25 protein-coding genes and 1 riboswitch are annotated in these 24,514 nt (G+C 63.2%); of the genes, 10 read left to right on the top strand and 15 right to left on the bottom strand.

Going from position 1 to position 24,514, the window contains the following annotated elements; all coding sequences use genetic code 11:
* The first annotated feature begins 9 nt into the window (after window positions 1-9).
* From FEZ59_RS15915 to FEZ59_RS15890, 6 genes are all read left to right on the top strand, one after another.
* On the top strand, window positions 10-756 hold the full coding sequence (locus FEZ59_RS15915; RefSeq protein WP_172932875.1) for a cobalt-precorrin-6A reductase: 747 nt from the start codon (window positions 10-12) through the stop codon (window positions 754-756).
* A 166-nt stretch (window positions 757-922) separates the two neighbouring features.
* Window positions 923-1,822, top strand: a complete 900-nt coding sequence (locus FEZ59_RS15910; RefSeq protein WP_225320034.1) for a HAMP domain-containing protein — start codon at window positions 923-925, stop codon at window positions 1,820-1,822.
* Window positions 1,823-1,981: 159 nt separating this feature from the next.
* Window positions 1,982-2,623: a ScbR family autoregulator-binding transcription factor gene (locus tag FEZ59_RS15905; RefSeq protein WP_019748499.1), complete on the top strand. Its 642-nt coding sequence runs from the start codon at window positions 1,982-1,984 to the stop codon at window positions 2,621-2,623.
* A gap of 10 nt (window positions 2,624-2,633) precedes the next feature.
* Window positions 2,634-2,993, top strand: coding sequence for a VOC family protein (locus tag FEZ59_RS15900; RefSeq protein ID WP_172932874.1), 360 nt, complete (start codon window positions 2,634-2,636; stop codon window positions 2,991-2,993).
* Window positions 2,993-3,508, top strand: coding sequence for a DUF1990 domain-containing protein (locus FEZ59_RS15895; protein WP_134999300.1), 516 nt, complete (start codon window positions 2,993-2,995; stop codon window positions 3,506-3,508). Before FEZ59_RS15900 ends, FEZ59_RS15895 begins: the two co-directional genes overlap by 1 nt.
* Window positions 3,509-3,709: 201 nt before the next feature.
* The gene (locus FEZ59_RS15890) at window positions 3,710-4,492 is read left to right on the top strand and encodes an alpha/beta hydrolase (protein ID WP_134999299.1); all 783 of its coding nucleotides are present in this window, start codon (window positions 3,710-3,712) and stop codon (window positions 4,490-4,492) included.
* A gap of 498 nt (window positions 4,493-4,990) precedes the next feature.
* On the opposite strand, the gene FEZ59_RS15885 is transcribed toward FEZ59_RS15890, so the two are convergent.
* Together FEZ59_RS15885 and FEZ59_RS15880 are read right to left on the bottom strand one after the other, a co-directional pair.
* A complete protein-coding gene (locus FEZ59_RS15885) occupies window positions 4,991-5,335 on the bottom strand; it encodes a hypothetical protein (RefSeq protein ID WP_172932873.1) in 345 nt (114 codons plus the stop codon).
* Window positions 5,335-6,666: an amidohydrolase family protein gene (locus FEZ59_RS15880; RefSeq protein ID WP_172932872.1), complete on the bottom strand. Its 1,332-nt coding sequence runs from the start codon at window positions 6,664-6,666 to the stop codon at window positions 5,335-5,337. The genes FEZ59_RS15885 and FEZ59_RS15880 overlap by 1 nt, the downstream gene beginning before the upstream one ends.
* Before the next feature lie 65 nt (window positions 6,667-6,731).
* Between FEZ59_RS15880 and FEZ59_RS15875 the strand changes: the two genes are divergently transcribed.
* The gene (locus FEZ59_RS15875) at window positions 6,732-7,475 is read left to right on the top strand and encodes a MerR family transcriptional regulator (protein WP_172932871.1); all 744 of its coding nucleotides are present in this window, start codon (window positions 6,732-6,734) and stop codon (window positions 7,473-7,475) included.
* A 550-nt stretch (window positions 7,476-8,025) separates the two neighbouring features.
* On the top strand, window positions 8,026-8,289 hold the full coding sequence (locus FEZ59_RS15870) for a hypothetical protein (RefSeq protein ID WP_141137666.1): 264 nt from the start codon (window positions 8,026-8,028) through the stop codon (window positions 8,287-8,289).
* 559 nt (window positions 8,290-8,848) lie between these two features.
* Here the strand turns inward: FEZ59_RS15870 and FEZ59_RS15865 are convergent.
* The 9 genes from FEZ59_RS15865 to cobG form a co-directional block, all read right to left on the bottom strand.
* Entirely contained in the window at window positions 8,849-9,418 is a 570-nt protein-coding gene (locus FEZ59_RS15865) for a dihydrofolate reductase family protein (protein WP_134999296.1), read from the bottom strand.
* A gap of 77 nt (window positions 9,419-9,495) precedes the next feature.
* A complete protein-coding gene (locus FEZ59_RS30410; protein ID WP_020907792.1) occupies window positions 9,496-9,735 on the bottom strand; it encodes a PLDc N-terminal domain-containing protein in 240 nt (79 codons plus the stop codon).
* 98 nt (window positions 9,736-9,833) lie between these two features.
* Window positions 9,834-10,166, bottom strand: a complete 333-nt coding sequence (locus FEZ59_RS15855; RefSeq protein WP_223257807.1) for a toxin-antitoxin system HicB family antitoxin — start codon at window positions 10,164-10,166, stop codon at window positions 9,834-9,836.
* Window positions 10,163-10,414, bottom strand: coding sequence for a hypothetical protein (locus tag FEZ59_RS15850; RefSeq protein WP_172932870.1), 252 nt, complete (start codon window positions 10,412-10,414; stop codon window positions 10,163-10,165). The genes FEZ59_RS15855 and FEZ59_RS15850 overlap by 4 nt, the downstream gene beginning before the upstream one ends.
* Window positions 10,415-10,519: 105 nt before the next feature.
* The gene (locus tag FEZ59_RS15845; protein WP_172932869.1) at window positions 10,520-10,924 is read right to left on the bottom strand and encodes a DUF4440 domain-containing protein; all 405 of its coding nucleotides are present in this window, start codon (window positions 10,922-10,924) and stop codon (window positions 10,520-10,522) included.
* Window positions 10,921-11,226, bottom strand: a complete 306-nt coding sequence (locus FEZ59_RS15840) for an HNH endonuclease signature motif containing protein (protein ID WP_242459821.1) — start codon at window positions 11,224-11,226, stop codon at window positions 10,921-10,923. The genes FEZ59_RS15845 and FEZ59_RS15840 overlap by 4 nt, the downstream gene beginning before the upstream one ends.
* A gap of 80 nt (window positions 11,227-11,306) precedes the next feature.
* A complete protein-coding gene (cobJ, locus tag FEZ59_RS15835) occupies window positions 11,307-12,794 on the bottom strand; it encodes a precorrin-3B C(17)-methyltransferase (protein ID WP_172932868.1) in 1,488 nt (495 codons plus the stop codon).
* On the bottom strand, window positions 12,791-13,417 hold the full coding sequence (locus FEZ59_RS15830; RefSeq protein ID WP_007729839.1) for a precorrin-8X methylmutase: 627 nt from the start codon (window positions 13,415-13,417) through the stop codon (window positions 12,791-12,793). The genes cobJ and FEZ59_RS15830 overlap by 4 nt, the downstream gene beginning before the upstream one ends.
* Before the next feature lie 19 nt (window positions 13,418-13,436).
* The gene (cobG, locus tag FEZ59_RS15825) at window positions 13,437-14,579 is read right to left on the bottom strand and encodes a precorrin-3B synthase (protein ID WP_172932867.1); all 1,143 of its coding nucleotides are present in this window, start codon (window positions 14,577-14,579) and stop codon (window positions 13,437-13,439) included.
* Window positions 14,580-14,653: 74 nt separating this feature from the next.
* Window positions 14,654-14,739, top strand: a riboswitch (cobalamin riboswitch).
* Between the two features lie 63 nt (window positions 14,740-14,802).
* Between cobG and cobN the strand changes: the two genes are divergently transcribed.
* Window positions 14,803-18,423, top strand: a complete 3,621-nt coding sequence (gene cobN / locus FEZ59_RS15820) for a cobaltochelatase subunit CobN (RefSeq protein ID WP_134999292.1) — start codon at window positions 14,803-14,805, stop codon at window positions 18,421-18,423.
* A gap of 39 nt (window positions 18,424-18,462) precedes the next feature.
* Here cobN and FEZ59_RS15815 read toward each other — a convergent pair whose 3' ends face one another.
* A complete protein-coding gene (locus FEZ59_RS15815) occupies window positions 18,463-20,118 on the bottom strand; it encodes a GMC oxidoreductase (RefSeq protein ID WP_020907786.1) in 1,656 nt (551 codons plus the stop codon).
* 203 nt (window positions 20,119-20,321) lie between these two features.
* Here FEZ59_RS15815 and FEZ59_RS15810 point away from each other — a divergent pair, with 203 nt between their 5' ends.
* A complete protein-coding gene (locus tag FEZ59_RS15810) occupies window positions 20,322-20,702 on the top strand; it encodes a PPOX class F420-dependent oxidoreductase (protein ID WP_029255376.1) in 381 nt (126 codons plus the stop codon).
* A gap of 5 nt (window positions 20,703-20,707) precedes the next feature.
* On the opposite strand, the gene FEZ59_RS15805 is transcribed toward FEZ59_RS15810, so the two are convergent.
* Genes FEZ59_RS15805 through FEZ59_RS15795 form a run of 3 tightly spaced genes read right to left on the bottom strand, consistent with a single transcriptional unit; the run spans window position 20,708 to window position 24,488 of the window.
* Window positions 20,708-21,613 (bottom strand): TIGR01777 family oxidoreductase, encoded by a 906-nt coding sequence (locus FEZ59_RS15805; protein WP_020969646.1) that lies wholly within the window; start codon window positions 21,611-21,613, stop codon window positions 20,708-20,710.
* A complete protein-coding gene (locus tag FEZ59_RS15800) occupies window positions 21,613-22,971 on the bottom strand; it encodes a metallopeptidase TldD-related protein (protein ID WP_060938575.1) in 1,359 nt (452 codons plus the stop codon). The genes FEZ59_RS15805 and FEZ59_RS15800 overlap by 1 nt, the downstream gene beginning before the upstream one ends.
* Window positions 22,968-24,488 carry a metallopeptidase TldD-related protein gene (locus FEZ59_RS15795; protein WP_172932866.1) on the bottom strand — a complete coding sequence of 507 codons (1,521 nt, stop codon included), beginning with the start codon at window positions 24,486-24,488 and terminating at the stop codon, window positions 22,968-22,970. Before FEZ59_RS15795 ends, FEZ59_RS15800 begins: the two co-directional genes overlap by 4 nt.
* Window positions 24,489-24,514 lie beyond the last annotated feature (26 nt).

Here is a 24,514-nt window from a genome sequence, read left to right as displayed (position 1 = left end):
CGTCGTCGCGTGCTGTTGCTCGGCGGCACGGGTGAAGGTCGAGTGATCGCTTCTCGGTTGGCCGATTCAGCCGACCTCGAAGTTGTCACATCGCTGGCCGGCCGGGTTCGTGATCCTCGATGGCCGGAGGGGGAAGTACGCATCGGTGGGTTCGGGGGAGCCGAAGGCCTCTCGGAGTGGTTGTCGAACAACGATATTCGTGCTGTGCTGGACGCCACGCATCCGTTTGCCGCTCGCATCACCAAAAATGCATTCGACGCGTGCCTCGCGAATTCCGTTCCGTACGCCATGTACCGACGCCCCCCGTGGCGCGAGCAACTCGGCGACACTTGGCTTCCCGTACGCGGTCTCGATCACGCCGCAGAATTGGTGCCGACGGTCGGCTCACGCGCTTTTCTGACGATCGGGAGGCAAGGTGTTTCGGCGTTCGACCGCGTGAAGAACGTCTCGTTTCTCGTGCGTTCCATCGATCCGCCTTCAGGGACATTGCCGCCTCATTCGCAATTGCTGCTCGCACGTGGCCCATTCGATGTCGAAGCGGAAGTCGATCTGATGAGAACTCACGCCATCGACGTCGTGATCACCAAGAACAGTGGCGGCGAGCAGACGTACGCAAAGATCGCCGCCGCCAGGCAATTGTCGATCCCGGTGATCGTCGTCGAACGACCACCGATCCCGGCGACCGCTCCGGCATTCGACACCGAAGCCGGGGCGGTGGACTGGCTCACGGCTTTCGGTAGTGGAACGGCGCTGTGAGGCCGACATCGCGTTCGCTTCAGGTTCGTCTAAGGTTCCGTGACCATACTGGAGGGATGTTGGGATCTTTCGACGCCGCACTGCGGGACCGCGCATGAGAGTGTCGGTTCCCGGAATGAGCCGTCGAAAACCATCGGGAATTCACGTGCGGACGCTCCATGCGCGCGTGAAATTGCTGACTGCAGGCCTGGTGGCGATCGCGGTGATCGTGTCGGCGTCGGCGGTGTACATCGTGTTCAACGCGTATTTGCAAGGCAACGTCGATCGACAGCTCGAGCGCACGAGTGACGCGATCACCGACACCGTCAATTTCGGCGGTGTCACACCGGTTCTGGGATTGACGGCCGGCGCGGATACAGCGGTCATCCAGGCGGTGGGGCTTCTCACTGCCGACGGCGCCTTGGTGACGGCGACTCCCGGTCTGCCGCCGTTCAGCACCAGCGCAGACGCCATCAGGTCGATCGCAGACGGCAATTCGTCGCAGACGATCGCAACCGTCGATGCGTATCGAATTCTTGTCGAGCCCTCGGTTGCGGGCCAAACTTTGGTTGTCGCGCAATCCTTGGGGCCGACCCGTTCGGTCCTCAAGCGACTCGCAGTGGTGTTGGCGGCACTCGGGGCGGCCGGTATCGCACTCGCTTACGCGGCCGGAGATGCTGTGGCACGCACAGGATTACGGCCAATTGCGCGACTCACTGCGGCAACGCGGCGGGTTGCCGAAACGGATGATCTTGCGCCGATTCCGGTGACCGGCGACGACGAGTTGGCGTCGTTGACAGTCAGTTTCAATCGGATGCTCGGGACGTTGTCGGAATCGCGGGCGCGCCAGAGAAGTCTGATCACCGAAGCGGGCCAGGACCTTCTGGCTCCGTTGACTGCACTTCGCACCAATATCGAGTTGTTGATGTCTTTCGATACCAAGTCCGGCGCGATTTCCGAGGCAGATGCAACGCAGTTGCGTGAGGAAATCACGGACCAGATGATGGAGTTGACGCTCCTCGTCGGAGAGTTGGTGGACCGTGCGCGGGTTGACGAAAGCACGTTGGGGAGAGGAGATTCCCTCTAAATCGGACGTCTGACCAGCGCCTTTGTTGCATTCGTAATTGAAGCAATGGAAGGAGCGCTGGTAATGTGGGGCAATTGTGAAGTTTTTGGGTATAGCTGGAGTGTGGCGCGAACCGTGGGGTTTGCTGGGCGGGGGCCTTTGGAGGACGAGAGGGATTCAGTGGTCAAGCAAGCACGCGCCGAGCTGACTCGGCAGCAAATCGTTGCCGGCGCGGCCGCGCAGTTCGAGAAGACTGGTTACGGCAGCACCAGCATGGCCGACATAGTCTCGGGGGCCGGTACTACCAAGGGCGCGTTGTACTTCCATTTCGCGTCGAAGGACGAGCTCGCGCAATTCATCATTGCCGAACAGCATCGGCTCTCGATCGAATCGGTGCAGGCGATTTCCGCGACGGGCAAGGACCCGTTGGAACAGATGATCATGCTCACGCACGAAATGGCACGTCAGATTGTCGACGAGCCGATCGTTCGCGCGGGCATTCGCCTGACGCTGGAACTGAGCACGTACGAGGGGCCGGTGGAACCGTACGCCGAATGGATCTCGGCAATCACGGATCTCACCGCCAGAGCTCAGGCGGAAGGTGAAATCCGAAAATCGGTCAGCGCAGAATCGTTCGGCAGGTTCATGCCCTCGGCATTCACCGGGGTACAGCTGGTTTCGAACGTTCTCACCCGACGCTCGGACCTTCCGGATCGTGTCGACGAGATGTGGCAGATCCTGCTTCCGGGAATCGTCAGCGACGAACTTTCCGGTGACATCGAGCGCCTCGTCAAGTCGCGGTGGACTCCGGCGGCGGCGTAGCCTGCGGGACATGGCCGTCACGCGGATAGTTTCGGATCTGTCGAGTAGTTCGCTCGAGGCCGCGCAGCGCTTCTACACCGAAGTGCTGGGCCTCGAAGTTGTCATGGATCACGGGTGGATCGTGACGTTGGCTTCGCCGACGGATCCGTCCTTGCAGATCAGCGTCATGACGCACGACGCGCATGCGCCCGTCGTGCCGGACGTCTCCGTCGAGGTGGACGATCTCGATGCGGCGTACGAGGCCGCGGTGCAGCGCGGCGACGCCATCGTCTATCCCGTCACCGAGGAGCCGTGGGGTGTGCGCAGGTTCTTCGCCACCGACCCCGACGGTCACGTGATCAACATCCTCAGCCACCGACGCGAGCAGTGATGGCGTCCGGCCCGGGCGGACTGACGTACCTCGAGGTGGGCGCAACGTCAGGCGTTCTCCCCGCTGGCTATCACCACGTTCACGAGATCGCGACCGTCGGATCCGGACGTGAAGATTTCGAGGTCGCAGCTCGTACCGTCCTGGAATGGGGAATGCACCGCGGAGCCGGTCTGACCGTCCGTACGGCAGCCCCGACCGCGGTGGCAGGTCAGGATGCGACTTTCGGACTCAGTCCGGTGACTATCCCGGTTCGGATCGTCTATGTCGTCGACGACCCCAATCGCAAGGGCTTCGCGTACGGAACCCGCGCAGGCCACCCCGAATGCGGGGAGGAATTGTTCGTCGTCCAGTTCGACGAGACCAGCCAAGCGGTTCGTATCGAGATCGTCGCATTCTCCAAGCCTGGAACGTGGTGGGTGCGTCTCGGCGCTCCGATCGGACGTCGAGTTCAGGCGTTTGTGACGCGCCGCTACATCCGTGCCGTCCGCGAGAGCGTCGACCAATCGCGGGTCTGACCGCTGTCGGGCGCGCTGGAAAAATGATTGGACGAGCTTCGGTTCGGGTTGATAGCTTGTGCGAGACCGTGACAACACGCCAGGAGGTGAGACCCATGAACGCTGTAACCATGTGGGTGCTCCCACTCGTGTTCACGGATCGGCGATTGACGTAGGTGTCGCCGGGAGCGCCTCGAGTAGGCAATCCCGAAAGGTAACACCATGCAATCCAATTCTCCGACCATCGAATTCACTTCCGAGACGACGTTGAACGGTGTCGTCGAACGCCATTTCAATCTGGACGACATCACCGGTGTGCTCTGGTCACCCGCGTCCGGATCTGTCGAATCACCCCTTCTGCTGTCCGGGCACTCCGGCGGCATGCACAAGAAGGCACCAGGACTGGTTGCCAGCGCACTCCACAGTGTGAGCTCCCACGGGTTCACAGTCGCCGCGATCGACGCACCCGGACACGGCGACCGGCCGCGGAACACACAGGACGAACAGTGGGTCGAGGCGATCCACCAGGCTAGGGCGGCCCACGAGCCGGTCGCCCCGATCGTCGTCGAGTACAACCGATCGTTGGCGGAGCGTGCAGTGCCGGAATGGCAGGCGACCATCGACGCTCTGCAAACGCTGCCCGACGTCAACGCCGACGCTCCGATCGGCTTCGGCGGCGTGTCGCTAGGGGTCGTGACCGGGCTGATGTTGGCCCCGGTCGAATCCAGGATCGCTGCCATGAGCTTCGGGGGAGTTTTTGTGGACGACTCCCTCATCGAAGCGGCACGAAAGCTCACGGTCCCGGTCGAGTACCGGATCCCTTGGGACGACAAGGATTACGACCGCACGTCAGGGGTGGCATTGTTCGATGCCTTCGGCTCGAAGGAGAAGACGCTGCACGCCTACTCGGGCAGGCACTATCCGGTGCCCGACTACGAGCGCGACAGTTCGGCTCGGTTCTTCGCCCGCCACCTCGGCGGGAGCGGTGGCGCTCCTGTGAGCTGACGTGAACACGTATCGGCGTCCGGCCTGTGTCGGACGTCGATACGAAGTCGACCATTATGGCGTGACCGCCCGGACTCCGCGACGCGCTCACAACGGGGGGACACAGGCCCAGTCGGTGAGCAGATCGTCGAACACGTCGACACCGTACTTACGGGAGTTTTTCACTAATGTCACCCGGGCCGGTTCCCGCGTCCGACATAGCCCGTTTGTGGTCAGCGTTGATGATCTGTTGCGTCAGTTAGCAATTCGGCGACCAGATCGAAGTCGTCGGCGGCGATATCTCGGTCGCCCGCTGCTCGGATCCGCTGGAGAGATTGCTCTCGTCTCTCCTTGAACCACAGATTGACGTGACAGGCGATGGCACAGATCCAGATCGTACGAAAACAGTGCCCATCTGCAGGGTCCGAGAGTTCTATTCCGAAAAGAAATTTGGTATGTCCTGAACGATTTTGCGTCTCGAAGGACACCGAGATAACACAGGGGCGCGATGACATGCAGTCAACGGCGGAGTCGAATGTGTTCGATGGAGGGTGGATGCAATGTTCGTTGGCTGCCGTATGTGTCCGGGCTGCCGTAGTCGATGAGACGGACGGTCACGGCGCTGAGGTTGGCCTCGATGATCTGCGCCGTCAGCCATCGATCTCCGTCACGAAATTCCCAGTTTTGAGCCAGGTAGCTCAACCCGTGGTTGGTGAGGTATTCAGTGGCGGTTTCGTGTGTTGTCGCTTCAGTGAGGGGATAGCCGAAGAGCGTGCACGGCTCGAACAATCCAGTCGCGTTCCCTTTCAGCAGTCCGATGAGTTCGCCGTCGTCGTCGCGATGCACAGGTTCAGGCGATCGCATCAGTGAGTGTCCTTCTCGGGTTGTTTTGTGCGGGCGAACGATTGCCCTCGCAGTTCTTTTGCAAATTGCGGATACATCGCGATGACCGCGTCGATGACTCGTTGAGTTTGCTCATGATGAAAGGAGATCCCCGCACGTTCGGTCGCGGAACCGTCGTAGCGGGTGAGATCTTGCCGTTCTCCTCGTTTCCACACTCCGACGACCTTTTGTGAATCGCTGATGACCTCGTCAGGTCTTCCATCGACCAGCACCAGGTCGGCGATGGCGCCAGGAATGATCCGCCCGCGGCCGACGAGTGCGAAGACCTCCGCCGGACCCGCGGTCGCAGCACGTAGCGCAGCAACAGGCGAGAATCCCGCGGCCACCAGATGCTGTAGCTCCCTATGCAGCGAAGCGCCGTGAACCGTGCCGGGGTTCGGTGCGTCCGTTCCCGCGAGGATTGTGCAACCCGCTCGGTGCAGAGCCCCGACATTCTGTGCTGCGATCTCGAATGAAGGCATCTGCGGTGGCATCCACCGTTTCGATTGAGCTTCGAGTACGTCGATCCACGCCGGACTGAGTGCATCGACCAGAGCCGCTTGGGTGAGCAACGGCGCCGGTTCGCCGGGGGACGGAAACCCGTCTTGGATGGAGAGGGTGGCGATGACCGCCGCCTTGGCCTCGACGATCGCGGCGATCTGGGCGTGCGTCATCTCATTCTTCGGTGCGTGAGCCAGAACATCGACTCCGCAGTCGACGACCTCGACCGCGTCGACAGCCTGTTGCACGTGCGCAACTGCGAGCATGTTTTCCGCATGTGCCGCGTCGACGAGTGCGCGGATGGTCGGAAGTTCGAGTGATGGCAGCGTCATCCCGACCCCTTGGCCGCTCTCGTAGAACAGTTTGAGGTAGGTTGCGCCTTCGTTGCGCCGGGCACTGACGAAATCCGCCGCCTCCTGAGCGCTGCTGACATACGGGAACGGTGCGTACATCATCGACGGATGCCCACCGGGTGCGGTGGCACCGATACTCGAACTGAATACCGTCGCGTTCCCCCGCTCGTGGCCTTCGCTGATGGCGCGCTGAACGAGTGGCGGCTTACTGAACATGTCCAGGACCGTGGTCACACCGAACGACAGTGCTTGTGCAGGAGCACCGGGGAGCAGATGGACGTGTGAGTCGATGAGACCCGGAACCAGAGTGCCTCCGCGTCCGTCGATCAGGTCATCGTGGGCGCGAGCGATGACCAGATCGCCGAGTTCGACAATCGTTCCCAGTTCGAGCCGGACCGCTGTTGCAGCGATGAGATCCAGGCCGTCGAAGACACGCACGTTCGTGATAGTTGTTCCCATGTCTGGAACGGTAGAAGTTGACACAATGTGAAGGTCAAGTCGTGAGCAGGTGAGAGGATTCTGTGGTGGAACTGTCGATAGGACAGGTGTCTCGGCGAGTGGGAGTTTCCGCGCGAACGCTCAGGCATTGGGATCAGTTCGGATTGTTCACTCCGACCACGGTGTCCGGCAATGGTTATCGCTGGTATGACGAAGCGCACCTGCCACGCTTGTATCGAATTATTGCTTTACGACGCAGTGGATTAGGGCTGGACGAGATTCGCGACGTGACGGTTGGAGGTGACGGCGAAGCCGAGTCGCTTCGTATCCATATCGATGCCCTCACGATGGAGAGAGATCGTCTCGATCAACTCATCTCCACCCTCGAAGAACACGTCGTGTCGCTCGAGAATGCGTCACCTTACGACGAGGAAAGGCATGAGCGAGAGTTCTCCGCGTTCACAACCCGGCTCGACGACAGATTCGGCAAGGCCGTGTCGGAGATAGCGGGATCTCTCCCTCCCACGGCGATGACCGATGCCGACGTAGCGCACATGAGCGCTCAGCAATCTCGTCTACTGCAGAAATTTGCGGATCTCATGGCTACAGGAGCCGCAGCCACCTCCGAAGAAGTCCTTGATGTCGTCGCCGAACACTATGCTGCGGTGAGCCAATTTTGGACGCCTTCGACGTCGGCATATCGGTCACTAGGCAAGATGTATGTGGACGATCCACTCCAGCGAGGTTTCGTGGAGACGATTGAACCGGCCCTTCCTGAATGGCTCGCGGAGGCAATCGGAGCGTACGCCGAGCAGCGTATGCCGACGTGATGCGTTGGATTGAAAGATCCGGCCCGCCACGGATGTGGATACCCGGCGATCGAGTAGCCCGTTGACCACTCAAGACTCTCTGTACTACACCTCTGGCAATCTGTTGCGCCCACACCTAAGCCTCTGAGCTGCAAAGTCTTCGCGCTGGCGACGAGGAACGGATTCACACCCCTAGCGCAATCGCAGTGGGCCCGGATTCCCGCGATGGTCATGTCGCTGGCGGTGTCGTTGGCCCACGCGCGCGGTGAAGCTTGCAGACGATCACCAGGACCCAACTCCCGCGCGAGCTCACGCACCGCGATAGTTCGTTCGAGATGCTTGAGTACTCAAGCTGCGACTTTGAGGCCGGCCTTGCCACTGAGTGCTTCCGACCGTTCACGGCATTTCTGGAGCGCCTTGACTTCGGTGTCTATGACCATGCTGCCTGTACGTAGGGCGAGTCGTCCGCGAAGGTCGAGATAGCCGCAGCGTCGCTGGACGAGGACCGCGCGTGGTTTCGATCACGCGGTCCGATACGACGAACAATGTCGTGTCCGGAGACCGGTTTTCGGTGAGTAGTCGTTCGGCAACCTGGTCGATGACCAGGGAGCGATATTTCATGGATCGGGACGGCAACGCCGTCCGTTTCCAGAACACGGTCGACGCCGGTGTCGGGTTCGCAGATGGGCGATTGGGCGTCGATGCGCAATTCGGCGAAGCCGTCGATCACGAAAGCTTCTATCGTGAAAGCTTCGGTGTTCACATGTGTCTCGTCTCAGCATGTTCGGTGTTCGGTCAATACCGAACACCGAACACCGAACAACCCCGGTGGTGACTCTTCTTGCGTTCGAACTGAGGCGATGACATGTCCCGGGTGGTTGTCGCCGCGTTATGGGCTTTGCGTCGATTGAAGCTAAGTGCCGGCCGTATGGGCGAAGAGCGTCATCGTGCACGAGGACTTTAGCCGGGTCGCACGTCGCCTACCTGCAGGTATTTGAACCGTTCTGATACCTGACCCGGGGATCCGGTCCCTACGGTGCGCCGGAAGAACGACCTTGGACGTGATGCAGTCCGATGCTTTGATCTCGCCCCTTGTGTCTCCGATGCGGCAATCATCAGATCCGCCTCGTAGTCGGAGGGATGACCGCCAAGGTCCTGCGCGAGGCATTCGAAAGGTGCGGGTACGTCATCGGGGGATGTCACGTTGCTGATGAAATATCGGCTCATCGTCAGATGCTTGAACCGGTTCGATGCTGACCTGGACAAACGCAGTCGCGGTGAATGCGATGGTGTTCGTCAACCACGAACCTCCCGACACGACCAAGGTCAACGCCGCGACGACTCACCACTTGATTCCGGTGGCGGGAGACGAATGTTCGCATTGGCCAGCCGCGTCAAGCCAGTATTTGAGTGGGCCGATATCGCACGGCGACTGCACCCGACTGGAACTCGTGGCGATCGACGAGTTCGAGTTGGATGCGCTCGCGCAGACCGGCAAGCAACGTCGGTCCGTGTCCGGCGAGGACCGGTTGCACAACGAACTCGTACTCGTCGATCAGTCCCAGGTCTGCCAATGCCAGGGGGAGTGTCACGCCGCCAACCCACAGGCCTTCGCCGGGCTGCTCCTTGAGTCGCTGAACTGCTGGCCCCAAGTCGCCTTGCACGAGTTCGGCATTCCAATCGACCCCGCTCAGCGTGTTCGACACGACGTACTTCTTCGCCCGGTCCATTGCCTCGGCGAACGGGATCTCCCACTCGTCCATCCAGTCAGGCCACGCGCCCGTTGCAGGCTTCCGCCACGCCGACTCCATCATCTCGTAGGTCACCCGGCCGAACAGCAAAGCATCGGCGCGTTCCATCTGAGCGGTCCAGTAGCGCATCGACTCCTCGTCGGGTGGGAGCCCCGCCTCGTGATGGCAGCAGCCGTCGAGGGTGACGTTGATCGAGTATCGAAGTGGTCTCATCTCGTTGTTCTCCCCTGATACGCGCAGAGTGACAGCACCGGACCGTACTCAGACTACTGCCGGGCCGTCGGTGTAGATCAGGTTCGGGACCTGGAGTCACGCGGGGGTCGACCGAACAGCAACCAGACGAGCGCACCGAGTACAGGCACCGCGATCACCAGTGCCGACCACCAGAATTTGCCGCCCGAGCGGTCGAAGTCGGTGCGCACGATCGCCACGAGCGCGCTAATCGTGATGAAGATCCAGGCAAGAACGAAGACGGTGAAGGTGATGTCCACCCAAAGCGGAATGGTGGGGTTGTGGATCGATTCGTTCACGCTTACAAATCCCTTTCAACCGCGGTGACTTGATTGGAACAACACGCTCCAGCGCTTGGGCTTAGTGCGAGATCGACCTTCCCTCGGTACCCCGTCGATCACGCGGACGCGAGACGTTCGGAGATCAACGCGTTGAGGGAAACCCCTTCCTCGGCGGCGGCGCGTGCCAGCTTGCGGTGCAAAGTCGGGGTGATCCGGACCTGGAACTTGCCCGAATATCCGCGCTCGCTCAGCGGTTCGGGGATCCGCTCACCTGTCTCTGCCATGTCCGCGAGCGTCTCGGCCACCGCTGTACGGATGCCGTCGAGGGCGGCTGCTTGAGTATCCGCGAGCCACGACAGGCCAGGGAACTCCGTGCAGGTTCCCAGGAACTCTCCGTCGGGTTCGTACCACTCGACTCGGTATGTGTAGTGCTCCACTGCGGGGATCACCGCGATTCTCCTTCCATGCGTTCGATTGCTGCCAGAACTTGCCCTACCTGGTACTGCTTGGCCTTACCGCCCGAACCCTTTTGAATGTTGATGCGTGGTCCCGGCCACGGCGTCTGGAACTTGGCGTGAGACCCGGCGTTCTGCCTGGCCTGACCGAAGACATCGATGCAGAGTGCGAACAGTTCGTCGTAGGTGACGTTCTGCGGCGCGGTCCGCATTTGCGCGAGCAGCTTGTCTCTCTTCCCCATGCAATATTGATACTGCATCTAGTATCACCGTGGGTCAGCGGAGTGCGCAAGGTGTAAGTGCCCACACCGTGCAATTCTCTCTCCCGAGGCGGAGTCGGGAGCTGTTCACGCTTCCAGACCACTTTCGACGACTGTGCCTTGATGAAACAACACGCTCCATCGATTCTCGGTGAACCGCCAGATGGATGATCGCTCGGTAACCCGATGCGCCTGCGCCAGCCGGTACGTCACCAGATACGTGTCAGGCGCGATCCTGCTCAGCGCTGGCCGGTCAACCGTCCACCCGAGTTCGGCGGCGTCGTTCACCTCGCCGCGGAGTCGCCGGCTCGCGACTACCGATTGCACGTAATCGCGGGTGTATCGCGCACCCGAGGCTCCGATCTCCCGGAACTCCGGGTCGACGACCGCATCGAACTCGTCTCGTGACATCGCTACTCGAGTTCGGTGAAACAGAGGTTCGAACTCCATCAACTCGTCGAGGATCGGGCGAAACTCGTGCGGGGTCGTCACGACTGCTCCGAGAACTGCGCCCTCATCTCGATACCTATCGCCGCGTGACGCAGGAGGAAGGCCTTCTCGTCATACCCCTTGCGCCGCAACCAGAGAGTGACCTCGCTGTTGCATTTGCTTGCATTGCACGAGCGGCACGCCGGTGCGATGTTGTCGAGTGTGTAGCGCCCACCGCGGGAGATCGCCAGCACGCAGTCACGTTGCGGCGACTCGTCCGACTCGCCGCAGTACGCGCAGCCACCCCAGGCCGCTTTGAGCGCGGACCACTGCTCGACGGACAGATCGTGCTCCACCAGATCCATTCGGCGTTTCCGTTTGCGCGCGTATCTTGCTTTCCGGGTCCGGTTGACGGGCATGACGCCATGCTATCGCTGAGTGGTGGTTACTCCGGGTAGCGCCGCGGGGTGAACACCTGACGGCCCGAACCGGTTTCGACGACGGTTGTCATCGACGAACCGACGATGAGCAGCGTCCGCATGTCGATCTCGGAAGGCTTGAGCTCTCCGAGGGTCACGACGCGAACTGATTCCTCGGCACCGGCAACATCGCGGCCGATGACGACGGGAGTCTCGGGGGAGCGGTGCTCGAGCACGAGGTCCTTCATGGCTTGGACCTGCCACGTCCGGGACTTCGACGCCGGGTTGTAGACCGCAAATGCCATGTCTGCGGCTGCAACTGCCGAAATACGGCGCGCGACGACATCCCACGGCTTGAGGCGATCAGACAACGAGAGCACCGCATAGTCGTGCCCGAGGGGAGCGCCGACGCGACTGGCGACAGCGTTTGCCGCCGTCATGCCGGGAAGGATGCGGACCGGGACCCCGCGCCACTGGTCTTCGGCGGCAACTTCGAGAACTGCTGCAGCCATGGCGAATACGCCGGGATCTCCCGACGAGACGACAGCTACACGGGCGCCGTTCTTCGCCAGGTCCAACGCCATCGCGGCGCGTTCGGCTTCGACGCGGTTGTCGCTGGAATGGCGCCGCTGGCCCGGACGCGTCGGCACGCGATCGACATAAGGGCCGTAGCCGACGAGGTCGGTGGCCAACGAAAGCTCATGCGCCACTTCGGGTGTGGTCCAGGCGGTGTCGCCCGGTCCGAGTCCGACCACGACCACCTCGCCGCGGGATTCGGTTGCTGGTCGAGGGTTGTTCGACGGGCTAGGAACGATGGCGATCGAGAAGTACGGAACTCCGTCCGGGTCGACCTCGGCAGCGGATTCGACGCGTTGACGTGTGGTGCTCGCGCGCTCGACGTAGTGCGCTTCATCCAAGCGGCCGGAATCCTCGAGCGATTGCAGGACCGGCGGGAACGTACGTCCGAGCTTGAGGATGGCTGCGGCGTCGGTTTCCTTGAGCCGCCTGGTCAGCTCAGCCTGCGGCAATGTTCCGGGCAGGATCGTCAGGATCTCTTCACCCTCGACCAGCGGCTTTCCGAGTGCAGCAGATGCCGCGCTGACCGAGGTCACACCGGGAATCACTTCGGCGTCGAAGCGATCGGCCAGCCGCTTGTGCATGTGCATGTAGGAGCTGTAGAAGAGCGGATCGCCGGCCGCGAGCAGGGCAACGGTTCGACCGGCCGCGAGGTGAACTGCCAACCGTTCGGCAGCCGCTTCGTAGAACTCGTCCATCGCGCCCTGGTATCCGCCGGGATGATCAACGGTCTCGGTGGTCACGGGGTATACGAGGTGTTCTTCGATCTGTCCTTCGCGCATGTGCGGCGCTGCAACTCCGCGGGAGATGCTCTTGCCATGCCGCGCGGAGTGGAACGCAACCACATCGGCCTCGCCGATGACGCGGGCGGCCTTGACGGTCACCAATTCGGGATCGCCGGGGCCGATACCTACACCCCAGAGCTTGCCTGCACTCATTCGACTTCGCTCGCAATCGCATTGACGACGGCCGCGGTGATCGCGCTGCCGCCGCGTCGGCCGCGGAGCACGAGATGATCGATCCCGCTGGCGTGTTCGATGAGGGCTTCCTTCGACTCGGCAGCGCCGATGAAGCCGACCGGACCTCCGACGATGGCGGCCGGACGGGGCGCGCCAGCTTCGATGAGGTTCAGGAGATGGAACAGTGCGGTGGGTGCGTTTCCGATCGCGACAACAGCGCCCTCGAGCTTGGCTCCCCACAGTTCGAGAGCAGCCGCCGAACGAGTGTTGTCGATGGTCGACGCCAGCACGGGAACCCGCGGATCGCCGAGGGTGCAGATGACGTCGTTGCCGGCGGGCAGACGCTTGCGCGTGATGCCGGCAGCCACCATCTGGGCGTCGCAGAAGATCGGCGCGCCGTCGCGCAGAGCTGCGCGCGCAGCCGAGACGACACCGGGTGTGAAGGCGACGTCGTCGACGAGATCGACCTGGCCACTTGCATGAATCATGCGCACTACGGCTTGCGAGACATCCGCCGGGAAACGGCTCAGGTCGGCTTCGGCCCGAATGGTGGCAAAGGACTGGCGATAGATTTCCGCGCCGTCACGGATGTACTCGATCATGTGCCACACGATAGAGGCATCACCGATCGGCCGGATTCACCCGGTAACCGTCACTCGTCGCAATCACATCCGCTACGTCCCCGCGGGGACGTCCGCAGCTGCGGTCGCACCCGGCCCAGTGCTGGCGCCCGACGACGGGCAGTTCTGCCTGCTCTACCGCGGTGACGGCGTCGGTGCGCACATCGGCGAGCGACTTCTCGCATCCCGGGCTTCCGGTGCAGGCGGTGACGTCGAGCCACGGTGAGTTCTCGTCGAAGATCAACCCCATCGGCGCCAACACCCGGACTACCTGCTCGGCAGCCCATTCGTCGAGGTCGAAGATGTGCACCGATCGCCACGGCGTCACGACAACGGGCTTGTCGACGGCGGCCAGGAACTCGGCCAGCCGAGCGTCCAGCAGCCCGAATCGCAAGCCTCCGCCCAGGGCTACGGTCCCGTCGCGCTGCTCGAGCCAGCCGATGGTGGGCCGTGCATCCGGCGTGAGGTCCGCCGCACCGGTGGACTCGGCGCTCAGACCCAGCTGCTCGAGGGTGCGTTCGATACCGTCCGGAACCTCGGCCAGGCGCCAGTGCTTGTCGCGGACGTCGAGGAATGATCGAGCCGCCTCGAGGAGCAATGCGACGGCGTCGTCCGCCTGGACGAGATGAGTGGTGTGGTGACCGGCGAGCACCAGTGAATGCTCGGTGGCGCTGCGCGCATGGAGTCCGAAATCGCCCCGTAGCCCGGTGATGTCTCCGCGCCCGTCGTCGAGGGTGAACAGGGTTCGCCCTGGCAGATCCGCCAATGCTTGATCCGCTTGGATCGCCGAATCGAGACGGTGGACCAGTTCACGAATGTCGGCTACGCCCCCGATACGGCCGGACAGTGGGGACGCGAGGATGTTGCGCACTCGCTCGTGCGTCGCGGACGGCAGCAGACCGGCCGAAGCGATTCGCGCTGCGAAGGCTTCGGGGTCCGAGACGGAGCGCAGTTGGACGTTGCCCCTCGAGGTGAGTTCCATCTGCCCGTTGCCGAGATCGCGCGCTGCGTCGGCGAGCGTCTGCAATTGGACCGGGGTGAGGAGTCCGCCGGGTAGGCGCACGCGTGCCAGTGCGCCGTCGGCGGCGTGGTGAACTTGCAGTGCACCCGGGCACGCGTCTGGCTGTGAACGGTCCGTGGGCATGGCTCCAGGGTACGACCTGTGATGAGTGCCTTCTGCGGACCGGTAGCATCACCACCACCAGTGACGGCAGTTGAGGAAACCGGTGAAAGTCCGGTGCGGTCGCGCCACTGTGAGTGTTGCTCGAGCGGGACGTGTTTCCGCTCGGAAACACAAGTCAGACCCTCAACCGCCGTCGATGACAGATCTGTGCCACGGGGCGCGAAACCCCAGGAAGGCTTCACCCGTGATTCTTCTGCTCTCCACGTCCGACACCGATCTGCTGAGCGCCCGCGCCAGCCAGGAAGCCGGCGACGGCGTCTCCTATCGCTGGGCCAACCCCTCACGCTTGCTGGTCTCGGAGGACTTGCCGCCCTTGCTCGACGGCGTCGACCTCGTGATCGTTCGTATCCTCGGCAGCCGTCGCAGCTGGGAAGACGGCCTGGACATGGTCCTCGCCTCCGGACTGCCCGTAGTCGTTCTCGGCGGCGAGCACGCGCCGGATGCCGACCTCATGGAGTGCTCGACGGTCTCCGCCGGTGTTGCTGCCGAGGCGCACAACTACCTGGCCGAGGGTGGCGCACAGAATCTGGCACAGCTGCACCACTTCCTCTCCGACACCGTCCTGCTCACCGGCCACGGTTTCGAGCCGCCGGCTCACCTGCCTTCCTGGGGCATCGCTGATTTCGCGCCCGATCTCGACTCGGCGAGCGGTCCGGTCATCGCAGTGCTGTACTACCGCGCCCAGCATTTGGCCGGAAACACCCGGTATATCCAGGCGTTGTGCGACGCGGTCGCCGAGGCCGGGGGCACCGCGCTGCCGATCTACTGCGCATCTCTGCGAACCGCAGAAGCCGAACTTCTGAGCACGCTCCGCCGCGCCGACGCCATGGTCGTGACAGTTCTTGCTGCCGGCGGCACCAAGCCCGCCACCGCGTCCGCCGGTGGGGACGACGAAGCCTGGGATGTCGCCGCACTCGCTGCACTCGACGTCCCGATCCTGCAGGGGCTGTGCCTGACCAGTAGCCGCGCCACCTGGGACGAGAACGACGACGGACTGTCGCCTCTCGACGTCGCGACGCAGGTCGCGGTGCCGGAGTTCGACGGTCGCATCATCACCGTCCCGTTCTCCTTCAAGGAAATCGACTCCGACGGGCTGTCCACGTACGTCCCCGATGTCGAGCGCGCTGCCCGTGTCGCCGGCATCGCAGTCCGTCACGGCAAGCTTCGCCACATTCCGACCACCCAGCGTCGCGTTGCTCTGATGCTCTCGGCGTACCCGACCAAGCACGCCCGTATCGGCAACGCCGTCGGCCTCGACACTCCGGCGAGCGCAATCGATCTGCTCACCGAAATGCGTTCTGCCGGTTACGACCTCGGTCCGGTCGACGGTCCTGACGCAGTTCCCGGCCTGGCAGCCAAGGACGGCGATGCGCTGATCCACGCCCTGATCGCGGCCGGCGGACAGGATCCCGACTGGCTCACTGCCGAGCAGCTCGAGGGCAATCCGATCCGCATCTCGGCAGCGAAGTACCGCGACTGGTTCGCCACCCTGCCCGAAGAGTTGCGCAGCGGAGTCGAGGAACACTGGGGCACAGCGCCCGGCGAGTTGTACGTCGATCGCTCGCAGGATCCGGACGGCGAAATCGTCATCGCGGCACTGCGATTCAACAACATCGTCCTCATGGTCCAGCCGCCACGGGGATTCGGTGAAAAGCCTGTCGCGATCTACCACGACCCGGATCTGCCGCCGAGCCACCACTACCTCGCGGCCTACCGCTGGATCGCTGCCACCCCGGACAACGGCGGATTCGGCGCCGACGCCGTTGTGCACCTCGGCAAGCACGGCAACCTCGAATGGTTGCCGGGCAAGACGCTCGGCATGTCCAGCAACTGCGGCACCGACGCAGCGCTCGGCGACCTGCCGCTGATCTACCCGTTCCTGGTCAACGACCCGGGCGAGGGAACACAGGCCAAGCGTCGTGCTCACGCGACGCTCGTCGATCACCTGATCCCGCCGATGGCCCGTGCCGAAAGCTACGGCGACATCTCCCGCCTCGAGCAACTGCTCGACGAGCACTCCAACATTTCCGCACTCGATCCGTCCAAGCTCCCGGCTATTCGCCAGCAGATCTGGACACTGATGCGTGCCGCCAAGATGGACCACGACCTCGGCCTCGCCGAGCGGCCTGAAGAAGACGTGTTCGACGACATGCTCCTGCACGTCGACGGTTGGCTGTGCGAGATCAAGGACGTCCAGATCCGCGACGGTCTGCACATTCTCGGCCGTGCACCCCAGGGCGATGCCGAAATCGAACTGGTCCTCGCCATGCTGCGTGCCCGTCAGATGTGGGGCGGCGAACAGAGCGTCCCCGGTTTGCGTGAAGCACTCGGGCTCAGCGAAGACGGCGACGAGTCGCGCAGCCGTGTCGACGACGTCGAGGAAAAGGCGCACGCACTGGTTCGCGGCATGTACGACGCCGATTGGAACCCCGCTGCGGCAGAACAACTCAGCGACGACGAGACCGTCGTGAAGATCCTGCAGTTCGCGGCCACCGAAGTGGTTCCGCGTCTGCGGCAGACCGACAACGAGATCAAGCAGGTCCTGCACGCGCTCGACGGCGGATTCATCGCCGCGGGTCCGAGTGGGTCACCGCTCCGCGGCCTGATCAACGTTCTTCCCACTGGTCGTAACTTCTACTCCGTCGACCCCAAGGCAGTTCCTTCACGCCTGGCGTGGGAGACCGGTCAGGCGATGGCCGAGTCGCTCGCCGCTCGGTATCTCGCCGATCACGGCGAATACCCGCGCTCGGTGGGTCTGTCGGTGTGGGGAACCGCCGCCATGCGTACCTCCGGCGACGACATCGCCGAAGTGTTCGCGCTCCTCGGTGTTCGCCCCGTCTGGGACGAAGCAAGCCGACGCGTCGTCAACCTCGAAGTCATCGATCTCGAAGAACTCGGTCGCCCGCGCATCGACGTCACCGTCCGCATCTCCGGATTCTTCCGTGATGCGTTCCCTCACGTGCTCGCACTGCTCGACGACGCCGTTCAGCTGGTCGCGGCACTGGACGAGACGGACGAGCAGAACTACGTGCGCGCCCACTCACAGGCCGACCTTGCCGAGCACGGCGACGCCAGGCGTGCGACCACCCGTATCTTCGGTTCGAAGCCCGGAACCTACGGCGCCGGACTGCTGCAACTCATCGACTCCAAGACCTGGCGCGGTGACGACGACCTCGCCGAGGTGTACACCAACTGGGGCGGCTTCGCGTACGGCCGTGGGCTCGACGGAATCCCGGCAGCCGACGACATGCGCAGTGCTTACCGTCGAATCAACGTGGCGGCCAAGAACACCGACACACGTGAGCACGACATCGCCGATTCGGACGACTACTTCCAGTACCACGGCGGCATGGTTGCCACCGTGCGCGCGCTGACCGGAAAGTCGCCCGAGGCATATATCGGCGACAGCACTAGGCCGGAATCGGTTCGCACACGCACACTTTCGGAAGAGACCGCACGTGTCTTCCGGGCGCGCGTGGTCAATCCCCGCTGGCTCGACGCGATGCGCCGTCACGGGTACAAGGGTGCCTTCGAGATGGCAGCCACGGTCGACTACCTCTTCGGGTACGACGCCACCACCAACGTGGTCGCGGACTGGATGTACGAAAAGCTCGCCGAAACCTACGTTCTGGATGAGCAGAACCAGAAGTTCATGACGCAATCCAATCCGTGGGCACTACACGGAATCGCCGAGCGGCTCCTCGAAGCCGCCGAGCGCAACATGTGGGAGCACCCCGAGCAGAAGACACTCGACGGCTTGCGTCAGGTGTACCTCGAAACCGAAGGCGAACTCGAGGGGGAGTAAACCTCGAGAATCACCGGCAGGTCCGGGCGCTGAGGTGTTTCAGCGTCCGGACTTGATGATCTGAGCGATGTTCCGCTCCGCCAGAGCAGTGATGGTCAGTGACGGATTGACGGTGCCGGTGCTGCCCGGAATAGCAGCGCCGTCCATCACGTACAGGCCGTCGTAGCCCTTGACTCGCCCGTAGCCGTCAGTGGCCTTGCCCAGAACCGCACCGCCGAGGGGATGCGCGGTGAACGAGGAATTGACGTCCTTCGCGAACGGCAGGGCGGACGGCAGCGTGGTGCCGGCGAAGGCCATCTTGTTCTGGACGGCGCGCAGGGCCTCGACGGTGGCGTCGTTGCCGTTCTTCGGCCAGTTCAGCACCACCCGATCGTTGCCCCCGTCGTAGGCGAAGTCGGCGCGCTGCGAATCGAGGGTCATACCCAAGGTTCCGAGCATGCCGATGTTGACGGGTAGGCCGGGGACGTACCAGTTTTCCAGGGAGAGGGGCATTCCCGACTCGTCGACGATCCGTGATGCCGACGGTGCGGCTTGCGCAGTGCCGTCACTGAAGCCGAACGAGCGCACCATCCCGGCGTCGCCGTTCGTTCCCCAGCCCTTACCGACGTGTTCGTTGAGGTTCGGCAGCGCGCCCGTCGCCTGGGCGCGTACCAGCAGTTCGGAGGTGCCGATCGAACCGGCGCCGAGGAACAGACGGTCACAGGTAAGAGTCTTCCGGGCCAGAACGCCACCCGTCGGATCCGTCGATTCGACGTCGACGACGTAGCGTCCATCACGTTCGCGACTGATCGCGAGCACCTGATGTCCGTAACAGACGGTGGCTCGTCCGGTGGCTTCGGCGGCGGGAATGTAGTTCTGCGTGAGGTCGAACTTCGCGCCGTTGGAGTTACCCATGTTGCTGTCACCGACAGTGGCCGAGGCTCGGGTTCGGCCGTCGAGTTCTGAGCGCACCACGTCCCAGTTCCAGATCCCGTCGATCCGCTGCGGATCGAATCCGGCACGACGAGCGTCCTGATCCCAACGACGCGAGTGGCCGAAATTCGGGGTTTGGTAAATGTCTTCGGGCAACGGGCTCAGACGCAGCATCTGGCGCACCTTGGGGTACCAGGTGGACGCCATCTCGTCGTAATCGAGGGAGTTGCCGAAGACTGCGTCGAAGAATCGGCGCTCGGGCGCGATCATCACGCCGGTGAAGATGATGGAACCACCGCCGACTGCAGCGCCGCGCCAGACCGAGATGTGTTCGTAGTCGGTGGCATCGAGGACGCCGCTGAAGTAGTCGCACACCACCGGGAGTCCGGTGAGGTTGGTGAACGATGTGCGCCGGAAAACTCCGCGGCCGTCGGCCAGCATGTCGGAGGTGTGAATCTCCCGCTGCGGATCATGCGGCCATCGGAGTCCGCGTTCGAGGATGGTGACCTGGGTGCCGCTCTGCGCCAACCGGAGAGCGGTCGCGCTGGCGCCGAAACCTGACCCGATGACGATGGCTTCGGAATGTTCCGGGGGAGTAGGCGAGGGTACGAACAACTCGGGGACGAGCGCGCGGTAGTGATCGGCACCCATCGGTAGCGCACGCAGAGGCGCGGGGGCGGCGTGGCTGATCGAGGTCGACATGAGCGGTGTCGCGGCTGCAACTGCTGCCCCCACTCCGGCCGCTTTGAAAAAGTCACGACGCTGCATGTCACGACGCTGCATGTGTTTGTTCGACTCCCCAGTTCGACGATTTGCCTCAGAATAACTCGAGATGGAGTTTGGGGACGAAACGGCATGTTGAATGCGCGCAGAAACCGGATAAAACGTGCATAAGTGGCATGTTTCAGCCGATTGCGGAAGGTCGCCGGATAGTCGCCGAGGCTCATCGGTGTCCAGTGAGAGGTTCCCGCCCCTATCCTCGAGGAGTGAACTCCGACTTCAAGCGCGTCTCCGAGGCCAAGTACGTCCTACTCACTACCTTCCGCAAGGACGGAACGCCGGTGGCGACGCCGCTCTGGGCCGCGCCGGACGGCGACAAGCTCCTGATGTGGACCGTCACCGATTCCTACAAGGTCAAGCGCATCAAGCGAAACCCCTCGGTCACAGTCGCCGCGTGTGACGCGCGGGGAAATCCGAAGGGTGAACCGGTTGCCGCCGTCGCCGAGATCCTCGACGCGCCGGGCACCGATCATGCTCGCGACGCGATCGCGCGTCGCTACGGAATCCTTGGCTGGATCACCATGAAAGGCAGTCTCCTGCGCCGCGGCAAGACCGGAACGATCGGACTTGCCATCACTGCAGCTTGACCGCGTCAGTTGCCGAGCAGATCGTCCAACGCTGAATCGAACCGCGGATAGGTGAAGGGGAAGCCGTTGTCCGTCAGCACTTTCGACACGGCGTGACGACCCGTCAGGCCCAAGGCAGCGTCGCTGCGCAGCAGGAACGCGCCGAATCTGACCATGACAGCGGGCGTCGGCGGCGCAGGTGGCCGGTGAAGGTGCTTGCGCAGCCCGGCCATCAGTTCTGAATTGCGGACGGGATCCGGGGCAGTCGCGATGACCACCCCCGAGGCAGCCGAATCGGGTTCGAGGGCCCAACGAACGATCGACAGCCAGTCGTCGATGTGAATCCAACTTGTCCATTGTCGACCTGACGCAACGCGTCCGCCCAGACCGAGACGTACGAGCAACAGGAGTCGCTCGAGCGCCGGTGTGCCCTTCTCCAACACGACGCTGGTTCGCAGGATCACTACTCGTGACGTGTTTGCTCCCTCGACCGCTGCCTCCCAGTCCTTTGCGACGTCGGTCATCTGAGGTGGTCCGTCAGCGAGTGGGGAAGCCTCGTCGAGTCGGGTCTCTCCGGCGTCGCCGTAGATTGCGAGCGTGCTCGCTTGGATCCACACCGGAACAGGGTGCGCCAGTAGTTTCGACGCTTCGACCAGTGCGCGGGTCGGATCGACTCGGGAACTGGTGAGCAGTGCGATGTTTGCCGGGGTGGGTCGGCGATCGACCAACTCGCCGGCGAGGTTGATCACCGCGGCGCCGTCGAGTTCTCCTGCCCAGTCGCCTACCGTGACACCGTCCCACTGAACCTGCCTGTGCCTGCCGGGTTTCGGTGACCGAGTCAGGACCACGACGTCATACCCGCGGTCGGCGAGATCGTCGCTGATTCGGCGGCCGAGAGCGCCGGTACCGCCGGCGATCACGACCTTCGTCATCACTGCGCCTGGCTGACCGAGGACATGTGGAAGTCGGGAATCCGCATCGGCGGCATGGCCGTGCGGGTGAACCAGTCTTTCCACTCGCGGGGAAGCGTGATCTCGGTGCGTCCAGCCTCGGTGACCCGCCGCAGGAGATCGAGCGGGCTCTCGTTGAAACGGAAGTTGTTGACGGCGCCGACGATCTTGCCGTCCTCGATCAAATACACCCCGTCACGGGTGAGTCCGGTCAACAGCAGCGTCGTCGGATCCACCTCACGGATGTACCAGAGGGTTGTGAGCAGTAGACCCTTCTCGGTACCTGCGATCATGTCCTCGATCGAGGTGTCGTCACCACCGGTCAGGATGAGATTGTCGCCGGGAACTGCGACAGGTCGACCGAACTCTCGTGCAGCGTGGCGCGGGTACGCCAGCGCATTGACGACGCCGTCTCGGACCCAGTCGACGGGTTCGATCTCCATACCGTTGTCGAACAGTGAGACGGATTCACTCGACGACGTCGTGATCACGAACGGCGCGGACTGCAAGCCCTCGGCGCCGGGGTCGGAGGTGAGTGTCAGTGGCAATCCGAGCTTCTCGCCGATCCGGGTACCACCGGTGGTGGAAAGTGCGGTGTGGCCCTCTTCGGCGCCGCGACCCTCCATGGTCCACATCAGATAGATCATCAGGTCCGCGACAGCAGAAGGCGGAAGAATCGTCTCGTAGCGGCCGGCAGGCAGACTGACCGAATTCTCCGCCCAGTCGAGCCGAGTGGTCAACTGCGACAAAAGATTCGGCACTGAAATGTCAGTGAAATCGACAGTTCCGGATCCGACCCAGGCGCTGGCGTCGCCGCGCTTGCCGTTGATCTCCACGGAGCCGGTGGCCTGAGCCGTTCTACGTCGCACGCCCGTCGAAGTTCCGAGCCAGGTGGTGTGCAACTGGTGGTGAGCGAAGCCGAACAACTGGTCGTCACTGTCGAAGGCCGTGGACAGGTCGGCAGCCAACTGCGCAAAGACACCGATGTCGGTCAGGGCGGCCGGCAGGTCCCAGTCTGTCTCTGCCGCCGACTGCGTGATCAGGTCGGACGCGTCGTCAGCCGGAGTGGCTGTGCGCGCAGCCTGTTCGCTTGCCTGTACGAGTGCGGAAATCTGCTCCGGATCGACACTGCTGGAACTGACAGTGCCCACCTTCGCGATGTCACCCTCGCGCACGATCGAGATCACCGTCCACGTCCGGGACAGCGAAACTCCGTTGGTGGTCATCGAATTGTTGGCCCACCGCAGCGACGCCTCACTCGCATCGGTCACGATCACCAACGATTCGTCTACCGTCCTCGCGGCCAATGCACGCTCGACGACCTGCTGCGGATCGATCACTGCTGAGCCTCCGAACGAGTATTGAGGATGTTGACTCCGCGGAACAGAGCGGACGGGCAGCCGTGGCTGACCGCCGCAACCTGACCGGGTTGCGCCTTGCCGCAGTTGAATGCGCCCTGCAGGCGCCAGGTCGACTCACCGCCAACGGCTTCCATCGAGCCCCAGAAATCCGTCGTCGTCGCCTGATACGCCACGTCACGCACCTGACCGTCGAGCTTTCCGTCACGGATCTTGAAGAACCGCTGACCGGTGAACTGGAAGTTGTAGCGCTGCATGTCGATCGACCAGGACTTGTCACCGACGACGTAGATGCCGTTCTCGACTCGCGAGATCAGGTCTGCGGTCGAGGTGTCCGTAGAAGGGTCGGGGGAGAGCGAGACGTTGGCCATTCGCTGGATGGGAACGTGATGTGCGGAGTCGGCGTACGAGCAGCCGTTGGAACGCGTCAGCCCCAGCCTCCGCGCGAACACGCGGTCTAGTTGATACCCGACCAGTGTTCCGTCTGCCACCAGATCCCACCGTTGAGAGGCGACGCCGTCGTCGTCGAATCCGACGCTGGCCAGGCCGTGCTCTTCGTTACGATCGGCGGTCACGTGCATGAGTGGCGTTCCGTATTTCAGCGTTCCCAGCTTGTCCGGCGTCGCGAACGACGTACCGGCGTAGGCCGCTTCGTAGCCGATCGCCCGGTCGTATTCGGTGGCGTGTCCGATGGATTCGTGGATCGTGAGCCACAGATTGGTCGGATCGATCACGAGGTCGGTCGGACCTGCTTCGACAGTGGGCGCCTTGGTCTTCTCGGCCAGCCACTCCGGGATCTGCGCGAGCTCTTCACCCCAGTTCCATGTGCTCTCCGCCCCGAGGTACTCCCATCCGCGACCTACCGGCGGCGCCAAGGTGCGCATCGATTCGAAGCTGCCGGCCGATTTGTCGACGGCGGTCGCCTCGAACTCGGGGTGCAGACGCACCCGTTGCTGGGTGATCGACGAACCGGCCAGATCCGCGTAGAAAGTTTGCTCCTTGACCTGGAGGACACTCGCCGTGACGTGATCCACGCCGTCAGCGGCTTGAAGCCGTCCGGAGTAGTCGACCAGCAGCGCTACCTTGTCGGCCGTCGGTGTCGCGAAGGGATCTTCGAGGTACGGGGACACCCACGTCGCGTCGGCATAGACGGGCTCGTCGGCGAGGGTGACCGGATCCCGATTGAGCGAGCGTAATGCCTTCGCAACCTCGACCGCTTGGCGTGCCAGCGCAGCCGCGACGTCAGGAGATACGTCGGCGTGCGAGGCGAATCCCCACGTGCCGTCGACGATCACACGGACGGCGACCCCGATCTCGTCTCCGTCGGACACCGCCTGAACTACGCCGTCGCGCAAGCGGATCGACTGTGTGAGCACGCGGTGGACACGAACATCGGCGTGCTGGGCGCCGGCTGTTCTCGCTGCCGACAGCGCCGCATCAGCGACGGCTCGCAGCGGGAGGGCGAGGAAATCTGCATCGACATCTCGGGTGACGGTCACGCACACGACGCTAGCCGACGACCGCC

It is taken from the genome of Rhodococcus sp. MS13 (assembly GCF_013277835.1).
Classification (GTDB): Bacteria; Actinomycetota; Actinomycetes; order Mycobacteriales; family Mycobacteriaceae; genus Rhodococcus_F; species Rhodococcus_F erythropolis.
Note: the sequence above shows the minus strand (reverse complement) of the source record. Positions and strands in the feature narration are given on the sequence as shown.

What these genes read in the sequence shown, in the direction of transcription:
- FEZ59_RS15900 (WP_172932874.1), top strand. Translation starts at nt 2,634, where the DNA reads ATGGCCGTCACGCGGATAGTTTCGGATCTGTCGAGTAGTTCGCTCGAG.
- FEZ59_RS15895 (WP_134999300.1), top strand. Translation starts at nt 2,993, where the DNA reads ATGGCGTCCGGCCCGGGCGGACTGACGTACCTCGAGGTGGGCGCAACG.
- FEZ59_RS15890 (WP_134999299.1), top strand. Translation starts at nt 3,710, where the DNA reads ATGCAATCCAATTCTCCGACCATCGAATTCACTTCCGAGACGACGTTG.
- FEZ59_RS15885 (WP_172932873.1), bottom strand. Translation starts at nt 5,335, where the DNA reads ATGCGATCGCCTGAACCTGTGCATCGCGACGACGACGGCGAACTCATC.
- FEZ59_RS15880 (WP_172932872.1), bottom strand. Translation starts at nt 6,666, where the DNA reads ATGGGAACAACTATCACGAACGTGCGTGTCTTCGACGGCCTGGATCTC.
- FEZ59_RS15865 (WP_134999296.1), bottom strand. Translation starts at nt 9,418, where the DNA reads ATGAGACCACTTCGATACTCGATCAACGTCACCCTCGACGGCTGCTGC.
- FEZ59_RS15850 (WP_172932870.1), bottom strand. Translation starts at nt 10,414, where the DNA reads ATGGGGAAGAGAGACAAGCTGCTCGCGCAAATGCGGACCGCGCCGCAG.
- FEZ59_RS15840 (WP_242459821.1), bottom strand. Translation starts at nt 11,226, where the DNA reads ATGGATCTGGTGGAGCACGATCTGTCCGTCGAGCAGTGGTCCGCGCTC.
- cobJ (WP_172932868.1), bottom strand. Translation starts at nt 12,794, where the DNA reads ATGAGTGCAGGCAAGCTCTGGGGTGTAGGTATCGGCCCCGGCGATCCC.
- FEZ59_RS15830 (WP_007729839.1), bottom strand. Translation starts at nt 13,417, where the DNA reads ATGATCGAGTACATCCGTGACGGCGCGGAAATCTATCGCCAGTCCTTT.
- cobG (WP_172932867.1), bottom strand. Translation starts at nt 14,579, where the DNA reads ATGCCCACGGACCGTTCACAGCCAGACGCGTGCCCGGGTGCACTGCAA.
- FEZ59_RS15815 (WP_020907786.1), bottom strand. Translation starts at nt 20,118, where the DNA reads ATGCAGCGTCGTGACATGCAGCGTCGTGACTTTTTCAAAGCGGCCGGA.
- FEZ59_RS15805 (WP_020969646.1), bottom strand. Translation starts at nt 21,613, where the DNA reads ATGACGAAGGTCGTGATCGCCGGCGGTACCGGCGCTCTCGGCCGCCGA.